General features: G+C 73.8%; 16 protein-coding genes. 14 read left to right on the forward strand and 2 right to left on the reverse strand.

All coding sequences use genetic code 11. From position 1 onward, the window contains the following. Positions 1-129: 129 nt before the first annotated feature. Positions 130-1554: an NADP-dependent succinic semialdehyde dehydrogenase gene (locus tag ACI79S_RS10920; protein WP_456593452.1), complete on the reverse strand. Its 1425-nt coding sequence runs from the start codon at positions 1552-1554 to the stop codon at positions 130-132. A 180-nt stretch (positions 1555-1734) separates the two neighbouring features. Here ACI79S_RS10920 and ACI79S_RS10925 point away from each other — a divergent pair, with 180 nt between their 5' ends. The 4 genes from ACI79S_RS10925 to ACI79S_RS10940 all read left to right on the forward strand — a co-directional run bounded on the left by ACI79S_RS10925 (position 1735) and on the right by ACI79S_RS10940 (position 5519). Next, a complete protein-coding gene (locus ACI79S_RS10925) occupies positions 1735-2721 on the forward strand; it encodes an anti-sigma factor RsbA family regulatory protein (protein ID WP_456593453.1) in 987 nt (328 codons plus the stop codon). A 146-nt stretch (positions 2722-2867) separates the two neighbouring features. Continuing rightward, positions 2868-3671 carry a CoA transferase subunit A gene (locus tag ACI79S_RS10930; RefSeq protein ID WP_456593454.1) on the forward strand — a complete coding sequence of 268 codons (804 nt, stop codon included), beginning with the start codon at positions 2868-2870 and terminating at the stop codon, positions 3669-3671. Then, positions 3671-4339 (forward strand): CoA transferase subunit B, encoded by a 669-nt coding sequence (locus tag ACI79S_RS10935; RefSeq protein WP_456593455.1) that lies wholly within the window; start codon positions 3671-3673, stop codon positions 4337-4339. The genes ACI79S_RS10930 and ACI79S_RS10935 overlap by 1 nt, the downstream gene beginning before the upstream one ends. Before the next feature lie 352 nt (positions 4340-4691). Beyond that, positions 4692-5519 carry a PaaX family transcriptional regulator gene (locus tag ACI79S_RS10940; RefSeq protein ID WP_456593456.1) on the forward strand — a complete coding sequence of 276 codons (828 nt, stop codon included), beginning with the start codon at positions 4692-4694 and terminating at the stop codon, positions 5517-5519. 360 nt (positions 5520-5879) lie between these two features. Here the strand turns inward: ACI79S_RS10940 and ACI79S_RS10945 are convergent, their stop codons facing one another. Continuing rightward, positions 5880-6755 carry a PaaX family transcriptional regulator gene (locus tag ACI79S_RS10945; protein WP_456593457.1) on the reverse strand — a complete coding sequence of 292 codons (876 nt, stop codon included), beginning with the start codon at positions 6753-6755 and terminating at the stop codon, positions 5880-5882. Positions 6756-6916: 161 nt separating this feature from the next. Here ACI79S_RS10945 and ACI79S_RS10950 point away from each other — a divergent pair, with 161 nt between their 5' ends. The 10 genes from ACI79S_RS10950 (at position 6917) to ACI79S_RS10995 (ending at position 18058) form a co-directional block, all read left to right on the forward strand. Continuing rightward, on the forward strand, positions 6917-8497 hold the full coding sequence (locus ACI79S_RS10950; RefSeq protein ID WP_456593458.1) for an ATP-binding cassette domain-containing protein: 1581 nt from the start codon (positions 6917-6919) through the stop codon (positions 8495-8497). Beyond that, positions 8494-9384 carry a branched-chain amino acid ABC transporter permease gene (locus tag ACI79S_RS10955; protein ID WP_456593459.1) on the forward strand — a complete coding sequence of 297 codons (891 nt, stop codon included), beginning with the start codon at positions 8494-8496 and terminating at the stop codon, positions 9382-9384. The genes ACI79S_RS10950 and ACI79S_RS10955 overlap by 4 nt, the downstream gene beginning before the upstream one ends. Then, positions 9377-10534, forward strand: a complete 1158-nt coding sequence (locus ACI79S_RS10960; protein ID WP_456593460.1) for a branched-chain amino acid ABC transporter permease — start codon at positions 9377-9379, stop codon at positions 10532-10534. Before ACI79S_RS10955 ends, ACI79S_RS10960 begins: the two co-directional genes overlap by 8 nt. Then, entirely contained in the window at positions 10531-11799 is a 1269-nt protein-coding gene (locus tag ACI79S_RS10965; RefSeq protein ID WP_456593461.1) for an ABC transporter substrate-binding protein, read from the forward strand. The genes ACI79S_RS10960 and ACI79S_RS10965 overlap by 4 nt, the downstream gene beginning before the upstream one ends. A 3-nt stretch (positions 11800-11802) precedes the next feature. Next, positions 11803-13410: a class I adenylate-forming enzyme family protein gene (locus tag ACI79S_RS10970; protein ID WP_456593462.1), complete on the forward strand. Its 1608-nt coding sequence runs from the start codon at positions 11803-11805 to the stop codon at positions 13408-13410. After that, positions 13407-14201: a TIGR03084 family metal-binding protein gene (locus ACI79S_RS10975; protein WP_456593463.1), complete on the forward strand. Its 795-nt coding sequence runs from the start codon at positions 13407-13409 to the stop codon at positions 14199-14201. The genes ACI79S_RS10970 and ACI79S_RS10975 overlap by 4 nt, the downstream gene beginning before the upstream one ends. Positions 14202-14266: 65 nt before the next feature. Continuing rightward, positions 14267-15175: an SDR family NAD(P)-dependent oxidoreductase gene (locus ACI79S_RS10980; RefSeq protein ID WP_456593464.1), complete on the forward strand. Its 909-nt coding sequence runs from the start codon at positions 14267-14269 to the stop codon at positions 15173-15175. Further along, positions 15172-16059, forward strand: a complete 888-nt coding sequence (locus ACI79S_RS10985) for an amidohydrolase family protein (protein ID WP_456593465.1) — start codon at positions 15172-15174, stop codon at positions 16057-16059. Before ACI79S_RS10980 ends, ACI79S_RS10985 begins: the two co-directional genes overlap by 4 nt. Then, positions 16056-17603, forward strand: a complete 1548-nt coding sequence (locus tag ACI79S_RS10990; RefSeq protein ID WP_456593466.1) for an acyl-CoA synthetase — start codon at positions 16056-16058, stop codon at positions 17601-17603. The genes ACI79S_RS10985 and ACI79S_RS10990 overlap by 4 nt, the downstream gene beginning before the upstream one ends. Next, complete coding sequence (locus tag ACI79S_RS10995; protein WP_456593467.1) at positions 17600-18058, forward strand: MaoC family dehydratase; 459 nt, start codon at positions 17600-17602, stop codon at positions 18056-18058. The genes ACI79S_RS10990 and ACI79S_RS10995 overlap by 4 nt, the downstream gene beginning before the upstream one ends. Positions 18059-18081: the final 23 nt, after the last annotated feature.

The following is an 18081-nucleotide window of genomic DNA, read 5'->3' on the forward strand; positions in this document are numbered from 1 at the left end:
CCCCCCCCCCCCCCCCCCCCCCCCCCCCCCCCCCCCCCCCCCCCCCCCCCCCCCCCCCCCCCCCCCCCCCCCCCCCCCCCCCCCCCCCCCCCCCCCCCCCCCCCCCCCCCCCCCCCCCCCCCGCGGGGCTCACTCGGCGGCGGCCCCGGCGGTGCTGCCCTTCGCCTGCTCGCTGCTCGGGCCACCGACCCACACCGTCTTGGCGTTCATGAACTCGTACATGCCCAGTTCGGTCAGCTCCCGGCCGTAGCCGCTCTGCTTGATCCCGCCGAAGGGCAGGTCGGGGTAGCTCGCGGTCATCCCGTTGATGAACGCCATGCCGGCGGCGATGTCGCGCACGAAGCGCGCCCGCTCGCCCTCGTCCTCGCTCCACAGGTTGGACCCGAGCCCGTAGACGTGGTCGTTGGCCAGCTCGATGGCCTCCTCCAGCGAGTCGACGGTGTACAGCGCCGCGACCGGCCCGAAGACCTCCTCGCTGTGGACCTTCATCTCGGGGGTGACGCCGGTGAGGAGCGTCGGCTCGTAGAACCACCCGGGGCGGTCCACCCGCGTGCCGCCGACCACGACGGTCGCGCCCTTGCTGCGGGCGTCCTCCACGTAGTCCTCGACGTCCTGCAGGCCCGACTCGGTGGCCAGCGGGCCGATCTGGGTGGCCTCGTCCATCGGGTCCCCGACGGTGAGCGCGCCGATCTTCTCGGCGAACAACCGGGTGAACTCCTCGGCGACGTCCCGGTGCACGAAGAACCGCTTCGCGGCGATGCAGCTCTGCCCGTTGTTCTGGTTGCGCGCGGTGGTGGCCACCTCGGCCGCGGTGTCCAGGTGGGCCGAGGGCATGACGATGAACGGGTCGGAGCCGCCCAGCTCCAGCACCGTCTTCTTCAGGGCGTCCCCGGCGACGGCGGCGACGGACTGCCCGGCCGGGCCGCTGCCGGTCAGCGTCGCGGCCACGACGCGGTCGTCGCGCAGCACGCGCTCGACCGATCCCGACCCGATGAGCAGGGTCTGGAAGACGTCGTCGGGGAAGCCCGCCTTGCGGAACAGCTCCTCCAGGTAGAGGGCCGTCTGGGGCACGTTGCTGGCGTGCTTGAGCAGGCCGACGTTGCCGGCCATGAGCGCGGGGGCGGCGAACCGCATCGCCTGCCACAGCGGGAAGTTCCAGGGCATGACCGCCAGCACCACGCCCAGCGGCTGGTGGACGACGTACGCCTGCTGCGCCCCCACGGCGCCGGCGTCCTTCGGCTCGGGCTCGAGCAGCGCCGGGCCCCGCTCGGCGTACCAGCGCAGCGCCGCCGCGCACTTGCCGACCTCGGCCTTCGCCGACGCCAGGGTCTTGCCCATCTCGGTGGTCATGAGCTCCGCGACGCCGTCGGCATCGGCGTCCAGGACGTCGGCGGCGGCCGACAACCAGCCGGCCCGTTCCTGCGGCGTGGTCAGCCGGTAGCGCGCGAAGGCCCGCGCCGCCCGGTCGACGGCGCCCTCGAGCGCCTCGTCCGACAACGCCTCGAACGTCTTCAGCGTCTCGCCGGTGGCCGGGTTGATCGTGGCGATGGCCATGGTGTTCTCCCTCCGGGATGCGCCCGTCACCTGCCCGGGTGCATCCCGGAGGAAACGGGCGCCGGATGATCCGGCGCCGCCGCGGCCGGCCCGCGCCCGGGGTGAGGGCTGACCGCGGCCGCGTACTGGCCTACCGTGGAGCATCGATCCGGGCGACGGACGCGACGAGCAGGGGCACAGGTGAACTGGACGGCAGCGGGTGGCGACGGCCACCCCGCGGCGGAGGGCTTCCCCCACGACGCGCTGCTCTACGACTCCCTGGACGAGCTGGTCGCCACGGCGGGCCCGTTCCTCCGCGCGGGCCTGGCCGCCGGCGACGCCGCGGTGGTCGCCGCCTCGCCCCCGGCCGCCGCCGCGCTGCGCGAGGCGCTGGACGACGAGCGGCTGCTGGTCCTCGACCGCGATGTCGCCTACGGGCCGCGGACACCGGCCGCGATCACCGCCTTCCGCCGGCTGGCCGAGGGTCAGCTGGCCGCCGGGGCGGCGCGGGTCCGGGTGCTCGGCGAGCTGGACTTCGGGACCACGCCGCGCCAGTGGCTCGAGTGGGAGCGCTACGACGCCGTCATCAACGAGGCGCTGCGCGGCTGGGACCTCTGGGGCGTCTGCGCGTTCGACACCCAGCGCCTGCCCGAGCCGGTGCTCGCCTCCGCCACCCGCACCCATGCGCACCTGGTGACGCCGGCGAGCCGCACGCCCAACGCCGGGTACACCGAGCCGGCCACCTACCTGCGCACGCTGCCGGTGCCCGACGAGCCGCTCGAGCAGACGCCGCCGCGGTTCCAGGCCGCCGACGTCGCCGACTTCATCGGCCTGCGGCACGCCGTCGCCGCCCAGCTCGCCGGCGTGGCGGCGCCCGCCGACCTGGTCGAGGACTTCTTGCTGGCCGTGGACGAGATGACCTCCAACGCCGTCCGGCACGGGCTCCCGCCGGTCAGCCTCCGGCTCTGGACGGCCGCCGACCGCATCGTGTGCACCATCGCCGACGGTGGTCCGGGCTGGGACGACCCGTTCGCCGGCTACGGGCCGGCACACGGGTCCGACCTGTCCCGGGGAGGCATGGGGCTGTGGCTGGCCCGCCAGCTCTGCGACCACGTGGACATCTCCGGCGGCTCCGGCCGCCCGGGTGAGCACGGCGTGGCCGTGCGGCTCACGACCCGGCTGCGCTGACCCGCCAGTCGTTCGCGGGCCATTCCGCCCAGTGGTGACGGCACATCGAGAACCGGGCGCTCGGCGGCAATACTGTGGGCCGCAACCCCGACCGATGGGAGCACGTTGGTGACACGCAGGCACACGGCCCGACTGCAGGACGCCCGATGAGCAAGGTCGTCCCCTCCGCCCGCGAAGCGGTCGCCGACATCACGCCCGGCTCGGTGCTGGCCGTCGGGGGCTTCGGCCTGTGCGGCGTCCCGACCGCGCTGATCGACGCACTGCTGGAGCAGGGCACCGACGAACTGACGACGATCTCCAACAACTGCGGCGTCGACGACCAGGCACTGGGCGTGCTGCTCTACGCCGGCCGGATCCGGAAGACGATCAGCTCGTTCGTCGGCGGCAACAAGGAGCTGGCCCGCCTCTACCTGTCCGGTCAGCTGGAGGTCGAGCTCACGCCGCAGGGCACGCTGGCCGAGCGGCTGCGCGCCGGCGGCACCGGCATCCCCGCCTTCTACACACCCACCGGCGTCGGCACGCTGGTCGCCGACGGCGGCATCCCGATCCGCTACGACGCCGACGGCAACGTGGTCGAGGTCAGCCGGCCCAAGGAGACCCGGGAGTTCGACGGCCAGCAGTTCGTGCTGGAGACGGCGCTGACCGCTGACTTCGGCCTGGTCCGTGCCGCCGTCGGCGACCGGCACGGCAACCTGGTGTTCCGCGAGTCGGCCCGCAACTTCAACCCGCTGGCGGGGATGGCCGGCCGGATCACGATCGCGGAGGTCGAGGAGCTCGTCGAGCCCGGCGACATCAAGCCCGAGGACGTGCACCTGCCCGGGGTCTTCGTCGACCGCGTCGTCGTGGTCGGCCCCGAGGGCAAGCAGATCGAGAAGCGCACCACCCGTCCCCGCCCGTCCGCCGGCACCCCCGCCGCGGCCGGCGAGGAAGCCACCGAGGGAGCTGTCTGATGGCCCTGAACCGCGACCAGCTCGCCGCCCGCGTGGCGCTCGAGCTCGAGGACGGCCAGTACGTGAACCTGGGCATCGGTATGCCCACCCTGGTGCCGAACTTCGTGCCCGACGGCGTCCACGTGGTGCTGCACAGCGAGAACGGCGTCCTGGGCGTCGGCCCCTATCCGTACGAGGGCGAGGAGGACCCCGACCTCATCAACGCGGGCAAGGAGACCGTGACGGTCCTGCCGGGGGCGAGCTTCTTCGACTCGGCGCTGTCGTTCGGGATGATCCGCGGCAAGCACCTCGACGTCGCGATCCTCGGCGCCATGCAGGTCAACGCCCGCGGCGACCTGGCCAACTGGCTGATCCCCGGCAAGATGGTCAACGGGATGGGCGGCGCGATGGACCTCGTCCACGGCGCCAAGCGCGTGATCATCATGATGGAGCACGTGGCCCGCGACGGGTCGGCCAAGATCGTGCAGGAGTGCACGCTGCCGCTCACCGGCAAGGGCTGCGTCGACCGGATCGTCACCGACCTCGCCGTCATCGACGTGACCGACCAGGGCCTGGTCCTGCGCGAGACCGCCCCCGGTGTGACGGCGGACGAGGTGGTCGAGAAGACCGGCGCAGCCCTCACCGTCGCCGACGACGTCCGCGAGATGCCTCTCCCGACCACCGTCTGACGCACGGGATGCCGGCCGGTGGTCGTCTCCGCGCCGCGGGGACGGTCACCGGCCGCCGCTGGATCAGCGGGTCGCGGGAGGGCGCGGCCCGACGACTCCGGGCCGCCCGGTAACCGCTCCGGGGGCGCCCATGACCGCGACGGCGGCCACCGGCGGCACCGGCGGCACCGGCGGCACAGCCCAGCCCCCGGTCGGCGCGCACCGGGCCACGACCGCCGGCGGGATCGGCCGGTCCAGGGACCGGGTCGGTCCCCCGGCCGCTGCAGCCAGGGCATGATGCGGGCCGAGGGGACCGCGTCCGCACCGCACCCACGAGCGGCGCGCGGCTCCGGTGGGCGGTGCGGGAGGGCTGATGACGGAGCGCGGTGCGGGGGCGTCCCCGAAGCCCCAGGACCTCCTGTTCGCGCTGGGCGGCGCGCTGATCCTGGATCACCTCGACGAGCCGGTCCCGACGCGGGTCTTCCTCGAGGTGCTCGGGAACCTGGGAGTCGGGACGGCGGCCACCCGGGCGACGCTCACCCGGCTGACCGAACGCGGCTTCCTCGCCCGGAGCCAGGAGGGACGGGTGGTCAGCTACTCGCTCACCGGGGCCTCCCGGCGGCTGCTCGAGGAAGGCCGGGAGCGGGTACGGGCAGCCGATCCGTTCCACCAGGACAGCGACGAGTGGACCCTGTTGAGCTTCTCCCTGCCGGAGGCGCACCGGGACGTGCGGCACAGACTGCGCTCCCGCCTGGCCTGGGTCGGGTTCGGATGCGTGCGGGACGGCCTGTGGATGGCCCCCGGACGGGTCGAGCTGGATCGCGTGCTCGCCCGGCCCACGACCGGCGAGAGCCTGCGGATCGACGGCTTCGCCGCCCGCCCGGCGCCCGGCACCGACGTCGGCCGCCTCGTGCGGCGCGCCTGGGACCTCGACGCACTGCGCCGGGAGCACGAGGCGTTCATCTCCCGCTGGGACGGGCCGCCGGCGCGGGACCTCGATCCCGTCGCCGCCTACGCCCTGCTCGGCGCGCACTGGGTGCACCTGCTCCGGCAGGACCCCGTGCTCCCGCAGGTCCACCTCGGCGACGACTGGCCCGCCGCCCGGTCGTCAGCGGTCTACCGGAGCGCCTCTCGCGCGCTGGAGCCCCGCGCGCGGAAGGCCTTCACCGAGCTCACGGAGTGGGCCCGCACCCTGCGGTAGCCCCCTCCCGGGGCACCGGCGCTGAACGCGCGACGGGCTCGCACCGCGAGCCGCGTTCCCGGACATCCCACCACCGCGACCTGCGGATGTGGCACGAGCACGACCAGGCGGTCGCTCCGCCGCCATGGAGCAGCCGGACCGGCTCGTCCGCGACATCCGGGTGTTCTTCCGCCCGCTCCGGTAGCCCACCACCGGGCCTGCGCGCCCGTTCCCACCGGCGGTCGCCCGGGCGCCGTCGCCGGACGGTGCGGGACGATCTCCGGCTACGGCGGGGAGGCGTGACCGGCGAGGACCGACAAGCTGGACACGCTGGCGACGGTCGTCAGAAGGACGGCGAGCGATGGCGTCGGCCAACCGGGCTCACACCCGGCTCAGCTCCAGGTCGAGGTTCCGCTCGGCCGCCGGCAGGAGGGCGTCGTAGCACCGGCGGTAGATCGCGGCGCTCTGGGCCGCGGGCCAGTCGGCGGAGAGGTGGCGGGCCGGGAGTCCCGGGTCGGCGCGCAGGAGCTGGAGCCAGTCGGCCCCGAGCCGGGTGACCTGCCCCAGCGGATCCCCTTCGTGCGGGCCGGCCCACCAGGCGGCGATGAACTCCTCGTGCCGGTCCCGGATCCGGTCGACCGACCACGCCCGGCGGATGAGCTCGTCCACGCGCACGCCGGGCAACGGCGTGGCGGCGAACCACTCCGCGAGCTCGGCGACCTCCTCCAGCCCGCCGTCGGCGAACACCTCCGCCACGTCCACCGTGCCCGGCGCGATCCACACCCCGTCCCGCAGCCCGCCGAAACCCGCCCAGCTGAGCGCCGCACGCACCCGGTGCCGCAGGTCACGGCGGCTCTCCGGCATCGAGTAGCTGAGCAAGGTCCAGGTGTCGTCGGCATGCTCGAAGGGCGCCGCCGACTGCACCCGGACAGCCGCCCTCCCCACCAGCGACGCCGCCTCGGGGGTCAGCCGGTAGTACGCCGCCCGACCCACCTGGGTCCGCTCCAGCAGTCCCCTTCGCGTCATCCGGGCCAACGTCGCCCGGGCCGCCGCCTCGGCGACGCCCAGGCCGCTCAGCACACGCAGGAACACGGCCGCCGGGATCGGCGGGACGTCGTCGCGGCGGTGCACCACTCCCCCGAAGAAGCTGAAGACCAGCGCCTGCGGACGGTGCGCGCCCGTCCCCTCCGGATCCACGCCCGCGCCGGAGCGCGCGCCGCCGGGGCCGTCGGACGCGAGGTCGTCCACTGCCGTCATGTCTGCCTCCTGTCGAGGCCTCGCGCCTCAGGACAGACGTTAGACAAGTTCTTGACGTACGTCACTACCGGCTCTACCTTTCCTGTGACTCCCGCCACGGTGCGGTTGTCGCGGCCGCGATCCTGCAGGCCCGTCCGGGACCACTGGCTGGAAGGTCTTCCGTGCCCGATCCGATCCTCACCGTCGACGACCTCGCCGTCGCGTACGACGGCGCCGTCCAGGCTCTGCGCGGGGTCTCCCTGCGCGTCGACACCGGGTCCGTCGTCGCCGTGCTCGGCAGCAACGGCGCCGGCAAGACCACGCTGCTGCGGGCGATCTCCCGCTCGCTCGGCAGCGTCGGCGGCTCGGTGACCGCGGGCACCATCCGCTTCGAGGGCGAGGACCTCGCCCAACGGGACACCTCGTGGGTGGTCCGCGCCGGCCTGGTCCAGGCGCCGGAGGGACGGCGCATCTTCCGCGACCTGACGGTGGAGGAGAACCTGCGTGCCGGCGGCTACACGGTCCGCGACGCGGCTGCCCGCAAGGAGGCCTCCGACCGGGTGTTCGACCTGTTCCCGATCCTGGCCGAGCGGCGTTCCCAGCGCGGTGGGCTGCTGTCGGGCGGCCAGCAGCAGATGCTGGCGATGGGGCGGGCGCTCATGACCTCGCCCAAGCTGCTCCTCCTGGACGAGCCGTCGCTCGGTCTGGCGCCGCAGCTGGTCGAGCAGATCGGCGACATCATCGCGCAGATCCACGCCCAGGGGACGTCGGTCCTGCTCATCGAGCAGAACGCGGCGATGGGCCTGCGGGTCGCGGACCGGGCCTACGTCCTGGAGGTCGGCGCGGTGACGGCGGAGGGGACCTCGGCCGAGCTGGCGGCGACCGACGACATCCGCGACCGCTACCTGGGCGTGGCCACCTCCGCCCCTCCGCCGCCACCCGCGGACGGAGAGGCCGGCGCCGCGGTCCACCTGCAGCGGTCCTCGACGGCGCGCGCCCAGCAGCTGCGGGTCGAGGACCTCACCGTCCGGTTCGGCGGCATCACCGCCCTCTCCGACGTGTCCTTCACCGTCGAGGCGGGGACCATCCACGCCCTCATCGGCCCGAACGGTGCCGGCAAGTCGACGTGCATCAACGTCCTGGGCGGCGCCTACCGGGCCACCAGCGGGACGGTGCACTACGGGGACGCCGTGGTGACTGCTCTCCCGTCGCACCGGATCGCCGACCTCGGTGTCGCCCGGACCTTCCAGAACATCTCGCTGTCGCTGGAGGCCAGCGTCGAGGACAACCTGCTGGTCGGCCGGCACCGCATCATGCGCACCGGCACCGTCTCGCAGGCCCTGCGCCTCCCGCGTGCACGGCGGGAGGACCGTGCCGAGCGGGAGGCCGTCCGCCGCATCGCCGCCCTGCTCGGCATCGAGGGGCTGCTGGACCGCTCGGTGCACACGCTGTCCTACGGCGACCGCAAGCGGGTGGAGATGGGGCGGGCGCTGGCCGCCGAACCGACGCTGCTGCTGCTGGACGAGCCGGTCGCCGGCATGACCCACGGCGAGTCGACGGTCATGGCCGACGCGATCCGGGCGGTCCAGGGGGAGCTCGGCCTGTCCATCCTCCTCGTCGAGCACGACATGCCCTTCGTCATGGGCCTGGCCGAACGGGTCACGGTCCTCGACTTCGGCAAGCGCATCGCCGAGGGCAGCCCTCAGGACGTGCAGCGGGACCCCGAGGTCCTGCGCGCCTACCTCGGAACGGCGGCGGCATGAGCTACTTCCTCACCCAGCTGGCCAACGGCCTCTCCTACGGCCTGATCCTGGGCCTGATCGCGGTCGGCTTCGTCATCGTCTTCACCTCCACCGGGGTGCTGAACTTCGCCCACGGCTCGGTGCTGCTGACCGGCGCCTACCTCGTCGCGGTGCTGAACGACCCGATCGGCTTCTGGCCGGCCGTCGTCGTCGGCATCGTCGGCGCGGCGGTGCTGGGCGTGCTCATCAACGCGGTGCTGGTGCGCAACCTCGCCGAGGCCAACCCCGGCACCGCCGCGATCCTCATGCTCGGTGTGGACATCCTGCTGCTGACCGAGCTCACCCGGCGGATCGGCAACCGGGTGCTGCCCATCGGGGCCCCGTGGGGCGCCGACGTCGTCTCCTTCGCGGGCATCACGCTGCCGACGAGCCGCGCGATCGCGGCGGGCCTGGCCCTCGTCCTCTTCGCCGCGCTGTGGTTCCTGTTCGCCCGCACCGGCGCCGGCGTGGCCATGCGGGCCGCCGCCGCCGACGGCGACACCGCCTCCCTGATGGGCATCCGGCTGACCCGCACCGGCGCCGCCGGCTGGGCCCTGGCCGGGGCGCTGGCGGCGATCGCCGGCATCTTCCTCGCCTCCTTCCCCTCCCCCGGGATCGCGCCGACGCTCGCGCTCAGCGCCTTCGCCGCCATCCCGGCCTGGGTGCTCGGCGGCTTCGACTCCGTGGTCGGGGCGATCGTGGGCGGCCTGGTCATCGGCGTCGTCACGGCGCTCGCCGTCGGCTACGAGGCCGAGCTGCACTTCCTCGGCCGCGGCCTCGGCGAGGTCGTCCCCTACGCCGTCATGATCCTCGTCCTGCTCGTGCGGCCCTCCGGGTTGTTCGGCCGCAAGGAGGCCGTCCGTGTCTGATCTCCTGCGCCGCCTCCCGGCGGCCCTCGCCCTGCTGGTCGCGGTCGCCCTGCCGCTGCTGCTCAACGACTTCTGGCTGCAGGCCGGCCTGTTCGCGATGGCCGCGGTGGTGGGCGCGATCGGGCTGACCCTGCTGGTCGGCGTGGCCGGACAGCTGTCGCTCGGCCACGCCTTCTTCGCCGCGCTGGGCGCCTACACCTACGCCTGGACGGCCGGCGAGGCGGGCGGCCGGGCGATCGGGCTCGGTCTCCCGCCGCTGCTCGCGCTGGTCCTCGCCGGCGTCGTGGCCGCGACCGCCGGAGCGCTGTTCAGCCCGATCTCCGGCCGCCTGCGCGGCATCTACCTCGGCCTGGCCACCCTCGGGCTGGTCTTCCTCGCCCGCCATCTGATGGTCAACCTGGAGGCGCTGACCGGCGGCTTCAACGGCCGCACCGTGGCGCCCTTCGCCGTCCCCGGCTTCAGCTTCAGCAACAGCGACCCCGACTACCTGGCCGTGGCCGGCGTGGAGTTCGAGGGCCTGCACCGTCTCTGGTACCTGTTCCTCGCCGTCGCCCTGCTCGCCGCCTGGCTCGGCCGCAACGTCAAGGCCAGCCGCACCGGCCGGGCGCTGGCCAACGTCCGGGACAGCGAGGCCGCCGCGGCCGCGATGGGCATCCACGTGTCGCGGGCCAAGGTGACCGCGTTCGTCATCTCCTCGGCCTACGCCGGCATCGCCGGCGCGCTCATGGCGCTGGCCTACGGCCGGATCGCACCGGACCTGTTCGGCCTCCAGCTCTCGATCGACTTCCTGGTCATGATCGTGCTCGGCGGGCTCGGCTCGATCGCCGGCGCGGCGGCCGGCGCGGTCTTCGTCGTCATGCTCCCGCTGGTGCTCGTCCAGTACAGCGCGGAGCTGCCCTTCCTCGCGACCCCCGGATCGGGGGGCCTGGAGGCGGCCACGCTGGCCCGGCTGCTCTACGGCGCGGCGATCATCGCCGTTCTCCTCTTCCTCCGCGGCGGCCTCGCCGGGGCGGCGAGCCGCCTCCGGCACCGGCGGGCACCGGAGCCGCCGGACACGAGCGGCCTCCCGCCCGTGCCTCCGCCCGAGAACACCGAACCCGCACCCGTCCACCCCGGCGTCCCCACCAGGTCGAAGGAGACCACCTCATGAAGCACCGGACCCGCACCACGCTGGCTCTCGCCGGCTCCGTCGCCATCCTCGCCGCCTGCTCGACCGAGGACCCCAACGCCGGCGCCGGCGGAGGCGGGGGTGGGGGTGGAGCGGAGGGTGACGTCCAGACCGGCAGCGGCGTCACCGACGACACCATCACCGTCGGCATGCTGACCGACCTCTCCGGCCCCTTCGCCGCCGGCGCGGCGGTCCAGGTCACCCAGCACCAGGCCTACTGGGACCAGGTCAACGCCGACGGCGGGGTCTGCGGCCGTGACGTCGAGGTCGAGGTGCAGGACCACGGCTACGACCCGCAGCGCGCCGTCTCGCTGTACCGCAGCATGGCCCCCAACATCGTGGCCCTCCAGCAGGTCCTCGGCGGGCCGACGTCGGCGGCCGTGCTGCCGCTGGCCCAGGCCGACGGGATGTACCTCGGCGGCCACGGCTGGGCGAGCGTCGCGCTGGAGTACGAGAACGCCCAGATCCCCGGCACCACGTACAGCATCGAGTCCGCCAACGCGGTCGACTACCTCGTCGACGAGCTGGGCCTGTCCGAGGGGGACTCGGTGGGCGTCGTCTACTTCGTCGGCGACTACGGCAGCGACTCGCTGGCCGGTGCGCAGCACGCCGCGGAGGAGCGCGGGCTGGAGATCGTGCCGCAGGAGATCACCCCGCGCGACACCGACCTGTCGGCCCAGGCCTCGGCGCTGCAGCAGGCCGGGGTGTCCGCGGTGATCCTCGGCGCCGCTCCCAGCCAGCTCGCCTCCCTGGCCGGCGTCCTGGCCTCCCAGGGGATGAACGTGCCGATCGTCGGCAACACCCCGACCTTCGGCCCGTCCCTGCTCGACACCACGGCCGGCCCGGCGCTGCTGGAGAACTTCTACACCGTCACCAGCATCGCGCCGTACAGCCTCGACGAGCCCGCCGTCCAGGAGGCCCGGGAGCTGTACGAGGCGGCCGACCCCGATGGCATGCGCGGCTGGGAGGTGCCCCTGGCGTCGGCCCAGGCGCTGCTGCTCCGGACCGCCCTGGAAGGTGCCTGCGAGGCCGGTGACCTGCGGCCGGAGGCCGTGGTGGAGGCCATGCGCCAGACCACCGACCTCGACACCGAGGGTCTGTACGCGACGCCCCTGGACTACAGCGAGGTGACCGAGCCGCCGACGCGCACCGTCTACGTCTCCCGGGCCTCGGCCGACTCCGAGGGCGGCCTCGAGGTGCTGGACACCTTCGAGGGCCCGAGCGCCCAGAGCTACACCTTCGACTGACCCGTGGCCGATCTCCTGGAGCGGTGCGAGCTCCTCGCGCCGCCGGCCGCCGGTCCGGCGGAGCGCGTCGTCGGTGACGTGCTCCGCCGGGCCGCCCGGCTCGGCCCGGCCGATCCGCTGCTCCGCACGGTCACCGCCGCCGGGGAACAGTGCTGGACGGCATCGGAGCTGCTCACCGACGCCGAGCGCGTCGCGGCCGGGCTCCTCGCCCGCTACGCGCCCGGCAGCCGGATCGCCACCTGCCTCGTCAACGGACCCGAGGCCGTCCTGTTGCAGCTGGGGGTCGCCCTGGCCGGCATGGTCCTGGTCCCTGTGAACCCGCGATCGCGTCCGCCCGAGCTCGAGCACGCGCTCCGCCTCTCCGGCGCCACGGCGATCTACGCGGCCGAGGACGCGGCGGGAAGCCCGGTGGCCGACGTCGCGGCAGGGCTGGCTCCGTCCCTGCCCACCCTCGAAGACGTCCACCGGTGCACCGGCGACTGGCGGGCGCTGCTGGCCGACGCGGCTGCGGAGCTGCCGACCGTCGCCCCCGCCGGCCTCGCCCAGATCCAGTTCACCTCCGGCACCACGGGCCGGGCCAAGGGCGTCCAGATCACCCACGCGGGGATGGTCGCCACGTCGCACGCATTCCAGGAGCGCATCGGCCTCGCCGTGGGCGGGGTGTGGATCAACCCCATGCCCCTGTTCCACACGGCCGGCAACGTGCTCGGGGTCATGGGTGCGCTGTGGCAGCGGAGCGAGCACGTCGTGGTGGCCTTCGAGCCGGCCCGGGTGCTGGCGCTCATCGCCGAGCGGCGCGCCACGCTGCTGTCGGCGGCACCCACCCTGCTGGACCTCCTCATGGCCCGGCCGGAGATCGGTGCGACGGATCTGAGCAGCCTGCAGGTCGTGTTCACCGGCGGGCAGACCGTGCTGCCCGCCTTCGCCGAACGGGTCGAGTCGGCGTTCGGCGCACCGCTGATCACCACCTTCGGCATGACCGAGACGTGCGGTTCGGCCCTGCTGTCGTCGCCCACGGATCCCGACGACGTCCGGCGGACCACCGTCGGCCGACCGCTGGCCGGCACGGACGTGCGCATCGCCGCCCCGGACGGCACGCCCGAGGTCCCTGGCACGCCGGGTGAGCTGTGGGTACGCGGCGCCCGGCTGACTCCTGGCTACTACGAGGACCCGACGGCGACAGCGGAGGCGATGGACGCCGAGGGCTGGCTGCACACCGGCGACCTGGCGGTCATGGACGCCACCGGTGCCTGCCGGATCGTCGGGCGGCTCAAGGACATGATCAAGACCGGCGGCGAGAACGTGTCGCCCGAGGAGGTCGAGCAGGCCGTCGTCAGCCACCCGTCGGTGGCCCGCGCGGCGGTCGTCGGCGCACCCGACGAGCGCTGGGGCGAGCTCGTCGTCGCCTTCGTCGTCCCGGCGCCCGGTGCGGAGATCGACCCCACGCAGCTGGAGCGGCACTGCCGGAGCCTGCTCTCGCCGTTCAAGGTGCCGCGGGTCTGGCGGGTGGTCGAGGAGCTGCCGATGACCGCCTCGACGAAGGTCCAGCGGGCCGAGCTCCGCCGGCTGGCCGCCATCGGGTCGGTGCCGGGACGCGGGGGCGTCTCGTGAGCACCGCCCTGCTGGACGGGCTCCTGCGGGACCTGGCCGAGGAGGGCCAGGAGCTCGACGACCTGGTGGCCGGACTGCCGCCTGCGGCCTGGGCCACGGCCACCCCCGCCGCCGGCTGGAGCGTGGCCCACCAGATCGCCCATCTGGCATGGACCGACGAGGTCGCGCTCCGCGCGGTGCGCGACCCGGCGCGGTTCCGTGCCGGGCGGGACACGGCCGGCCCCGACGAGGTGGACACAGCCGCCACGGAGGGCGCGGACGTGCCACCCGCCGAACTGCTCGCCCGGTGGAGGACGGCGCGCGCCACGCTCGCGTCGGCCCTGACGGACCTGCCGGCGGGAACCGCCATCGCCTGGTTCGGGCCGGACATGAGCCCGGCCTCCATGGCGACGGCCAGGCTCATGGAGACGTGGGCGCACGGCGTCGACGTCCGCGACGCCCTCGGCCGGCCCACCCGGGCCACACCGCGCCTCCGGGCCGTCGCCCACCTGGGCGTCCGGACCCGTGACTTCGCCTTCCGGCAGCGATCCCTGCCCCCGCCGGACGAGGAGTTCCGCGTCGAGCTCACCGGCCCGGACGGGGAGCTCTGGACCTGGGGCCCGGCGGACGCGGCCCAGCAGGTGCGCGGTCCGGCCCTCGACTTCTGCCTCACCGTGACCCGGCGCCGGCATCGCGACGACCTCGGCCTGCGGGCCGACGGTCCCGACGCCGACCGCTGGCTCGACCTGGCCCAGGCCTTCGCCGGCCCGCCGGGTCCCGGTCGGCCGGCGCGGGCAGCCCCGCAGCCCTGACCGCATCCGCCCCGTCCCCGCGGCCGCCGTCCGGCGGCCCGCAGCGCACGAAGAGGAGTACTGCAGTGGATCTCACCGGCAAGGTGGCCATCGTCACCGGTAGCGGACGGGGCCTCGGCCTCGCCTACGCCACCGAACTGGCCCGCAAGGGGGCCGCCGTCGTCGTCAACGACGTCGATGCCGCGGTCGCCGAGGCGGCCGTGAAGGGCATCACCGACGCGGGCGGCACGGCCGTGGCCGAGGTCGTCCCCGTCGGCACGTCCGAGGCCGCGCAGGCGCTGGTCGATCGCGCCGTGGACGAGTTCGGCCGCCTGGACGTCCTGGTCAACAACGCCGGGATCCTGCGCGACACCACGCTGTGGAAGATGAGCGACGACGACTTCGACGCGGTGATCACCACCCACCTGCGCGGCACGTTCACCTGCACCCGGGCAGCGGCGGTCCGGTTGCGGGAGCAGGGTGAGGGCGGCCGGATCATCTGCGTCGGCTCCCCCACCGGCCAGGTCGGCAACTTCGGCCAGACCAACTACGCCGCGGCCAAGGCCGGCATCGTCGGGATGGTCCGCACCTGGGCGATGGAACTGGCTCGCGCCGAGATCACCGTGAACGCGATCGTCCCGGTGGCCGTCACGGCCATGACCGAGACGGCACCCTTCCTCAAGCCCTACATCGAGGCCCTGGAGACCGGTGGACCGCTGGCCGGCTTCGCCCGCCGGGAGCTCAGCCTCGGGTCTCCCGAGGACGCTGCGGGCCTGGTCGCGTTCCTCGCCTCGGAGGCCGCCGCGGGCATCACCGGACAGGCGATCGGCATCGGCGGGGACCGCCTCGCCCTGTGGTCGCACCCGACGGAGGCCGTGGTCGAGTTCGCCGACGGCACGGGGTGGTCGGCCGACGCCGTCGCCGCCATCTGGCCGGAGCGGTTCGCGCCCGCCCAGCAGACCGTCGGCCAGCAGTTCCCGGAGCCCCCGAAGTGACCGCCCTGGACCTCGACGCGCTGGTCGCCATCGACGTGCACGTCCACGTGCACGCCGACCAGCACGGGCACCTCGCCCTGGACGACGAGCTCAACGCCGCCGCGGCGAAGTACTTCAAGGGCGACCCCTACGACCCCACGGTGCACGACATCGCCGCCGACTACCGCGAGAAGAAGATGGCCGCGGTCGTCTTCACCGTCGACGCCGAGGCCGCCACCGGCCAGATGACGCTCTCGAACGAGGAGATCGCCGAGGCCGCCGCCCAGTACCCCGACGTCCTCATCCCGTTCGGGTCCATCGACCCGGCACGGGGGGTCGCCGGCATCCGGGCCGCCCGCCGGCTGGTCACCGACCACGGCGTCCGGGGCTTCAAGTTCCACCCGAGCTTCCAGAACTTCGAGCCCAACGACCGCCGGCACTACCCGCTCTACGCCGAGTTGGAGAGCCTCGGCGTACCGGCGCTGTTCCACACCGGCCAGACCGGCATCGGCTCCGGCCTGCCCGGCGGACGCGGCATCAAGCTGCGCTACTCCGACCCGATGCTCCTCGACGACGTCGCCGCCGACTTCCCGGACCTCACGATCATCATGGCCCACCCGTCCGTGCCGTGGCAGGACGCCGCGATCGCCGTCGCACAGCACAAGGCCAACGTCTACATCGACCTCTCGGGCTGGTCGCCCAAGTACTTCCCGCCGCAGCTCGTCCGCGCCGCGAACAGCCTGCTGAAGACGAAGGTGCTCTTCGGCTCGGACTACCCGCTGCTCCGCCCCGAGCGGTGGATGGCCGACTTCGAGCAGCTGGAGATCAAGCCCGAGGTGAAGCCGCTGATCATGAAGGAGAATGCGATCCGGGCGTTGAACCTCGACCCCACCACCCCGCGATGAGGAACGCAGGGCTGGGCTCGTGGCCCGAGCGTCGGCTCCGCATCTCGCCGCACAAGCCGGCCATCTGGTTCGAGGGCACCACGACCACCCATGGCGAGTTCGCCCAACGGGTCCGCCGGGCGGCCGCGGCGCTCGACGCCCTCGGGGTCCGGCACGGGGACCGGGTCGCCTGGCTCGGCGCCAACCACCCGGCCGCGCTGGAGACCCTCTACGCGTGCGGCCAGCTCGGCGCGGTGTGGGTGCCCGTGAACGCGCGGTTCACCGCCCCCGAGGTGCAGTACGTCCTGGAGCACTCCGGTGCGAGCCTCGTGGTGCACGGCCGGGAGCACGGCACGACGGCGGACACCCTCCGGCCCGAGCTGCCGACCGTGCGGGAATGGGTGGCCGTCGAGCCGCCGCTGGCCGGCGGCGCGGACTCCCTCGACTGGCAGCAGCTGCTCGCCGAGGCCGAGCCGGTGCAGCGCGACGAGGCGGTCACCCTCGATGACTACTGCCTGATCATGTACACCTCGGGCACCACCGGCCGGCCCAAGGGCGCCGTGCTCACCCACGGGAACATGACGTGGTCGTGCATCAACCAGGTGCTCGGGTTCGACTTCACCCCGGACGAGCGGACCCTCGGGCTGGCGCCGCTGTTCCACATCGGCGGGCTCAACGGGACGCTCAACCCCACGTTGCTGCGCGGTGGCTGCGTCGTCCTCGTCCGCGGCTTCGACCCGCCGGCGACGCTGCGGGTCATCGCCGAGCAGCGGGTGACGTCGTTCTTCGCCGTCCCCACCATGCTGGACGCGATCAGCCGGCAGCCGGACTTCGACACGGTCGACCTCTCCGCGCTGCGGACCATCGGCGCTGCCGGGGCCCCGCTCCCCCTTCCGCTGCTGCGCACCTGGCTGGACCGCGGGATCACCGTGCAGCAGGCCTACGGGATGACGGAGTCGGCGCCGGCCGGCACGGCACTGGACAGCGCCGACGCGGTGGCCAAGGTCGGCTCGGCCGGCAAGTCGCAGTTCTTCGTCGACGTCCGGGTGGTCCGGCCCGACGGCACGGAGTGCGACCCCGGTGAGATCGGGGAGGTGGTGCTCTCCGGGCCGAACATCATGGCCGGCTACTGGAACGCCCCCGAGGCGACCGAGGCCGCGATCGTCGACGGCTGGTACCACTCCGGGGACGCCGGGTCGACCGACGAGGACGGCTACCTCTACATCCGCGACCGCTACAAGGACATGATCATCTCCGGCGGGGAGAACGTGTACCCCGCGGAGATCGAATCGGCCCTGCTCGAGCTGCCCGACGTGCTCGAGGCCGCGGTCATCGGCATCCCGGACGAGAAGTGGGGCGAGGTCGGCCTGGCCGTCGTCGTCCCCGCCCCCGGATCGGCCCGGGACCCCGAGACGATCCGCACCACCCTGCGCGAGCGGCTGGCCGGGTTCAAGGTGCCGCGCCACGTCGAGTTCGTCGCCGAACTGCCCAAGACCGCCACCGGAAAGATCCGCAAGCCGGACCTGCGCGACCGATTCGTCCCGACCGAGGAGAAGCCCGCATGACCACCACCACGACCACCCTCGCCGAGCTGCCCTCGCTGACGGGCACCGAGCTCGGCACCAGCGACTGGGTGGAGGTCACCCAGGAGCGGGTGAACCTCTTCGCCGACGCGACCGGTGACCACCAGTGGATCCACGTCGACGTCGAGCGGGCCAAGGCCGAGAGCCCGTTCGGCGGACCGATCGGGCACGGCTACCTCACGCTGTCGCTGCTGATCCCCCTGTGGTCGGAGGTGCTGGTCGTCACCGACGTCAAGATGGCCGTGAACTACGGGCTCAACAAGGTCCGCTTCCCCTCCCCCGTGCCGGTCGGCTCCAAGCTGCGCCTCACCGCCACGCTCAAGGACGTCGAGGAGGTCGCCGGCGGCCTGCAGGTCACCGCATCGGCCGTCATCGAGGCCGAGGGCGGCAGCAAGCCGGTCTGCATCGCCGAGCCGGTCTTCCGCTTCTACGGCTGACCGCAGCAGGACGACGCCCGCGC

The sequence above is a fragment of the Blastococcus sp. SYSU DS1024 genome (assembly GCF_054050795.1).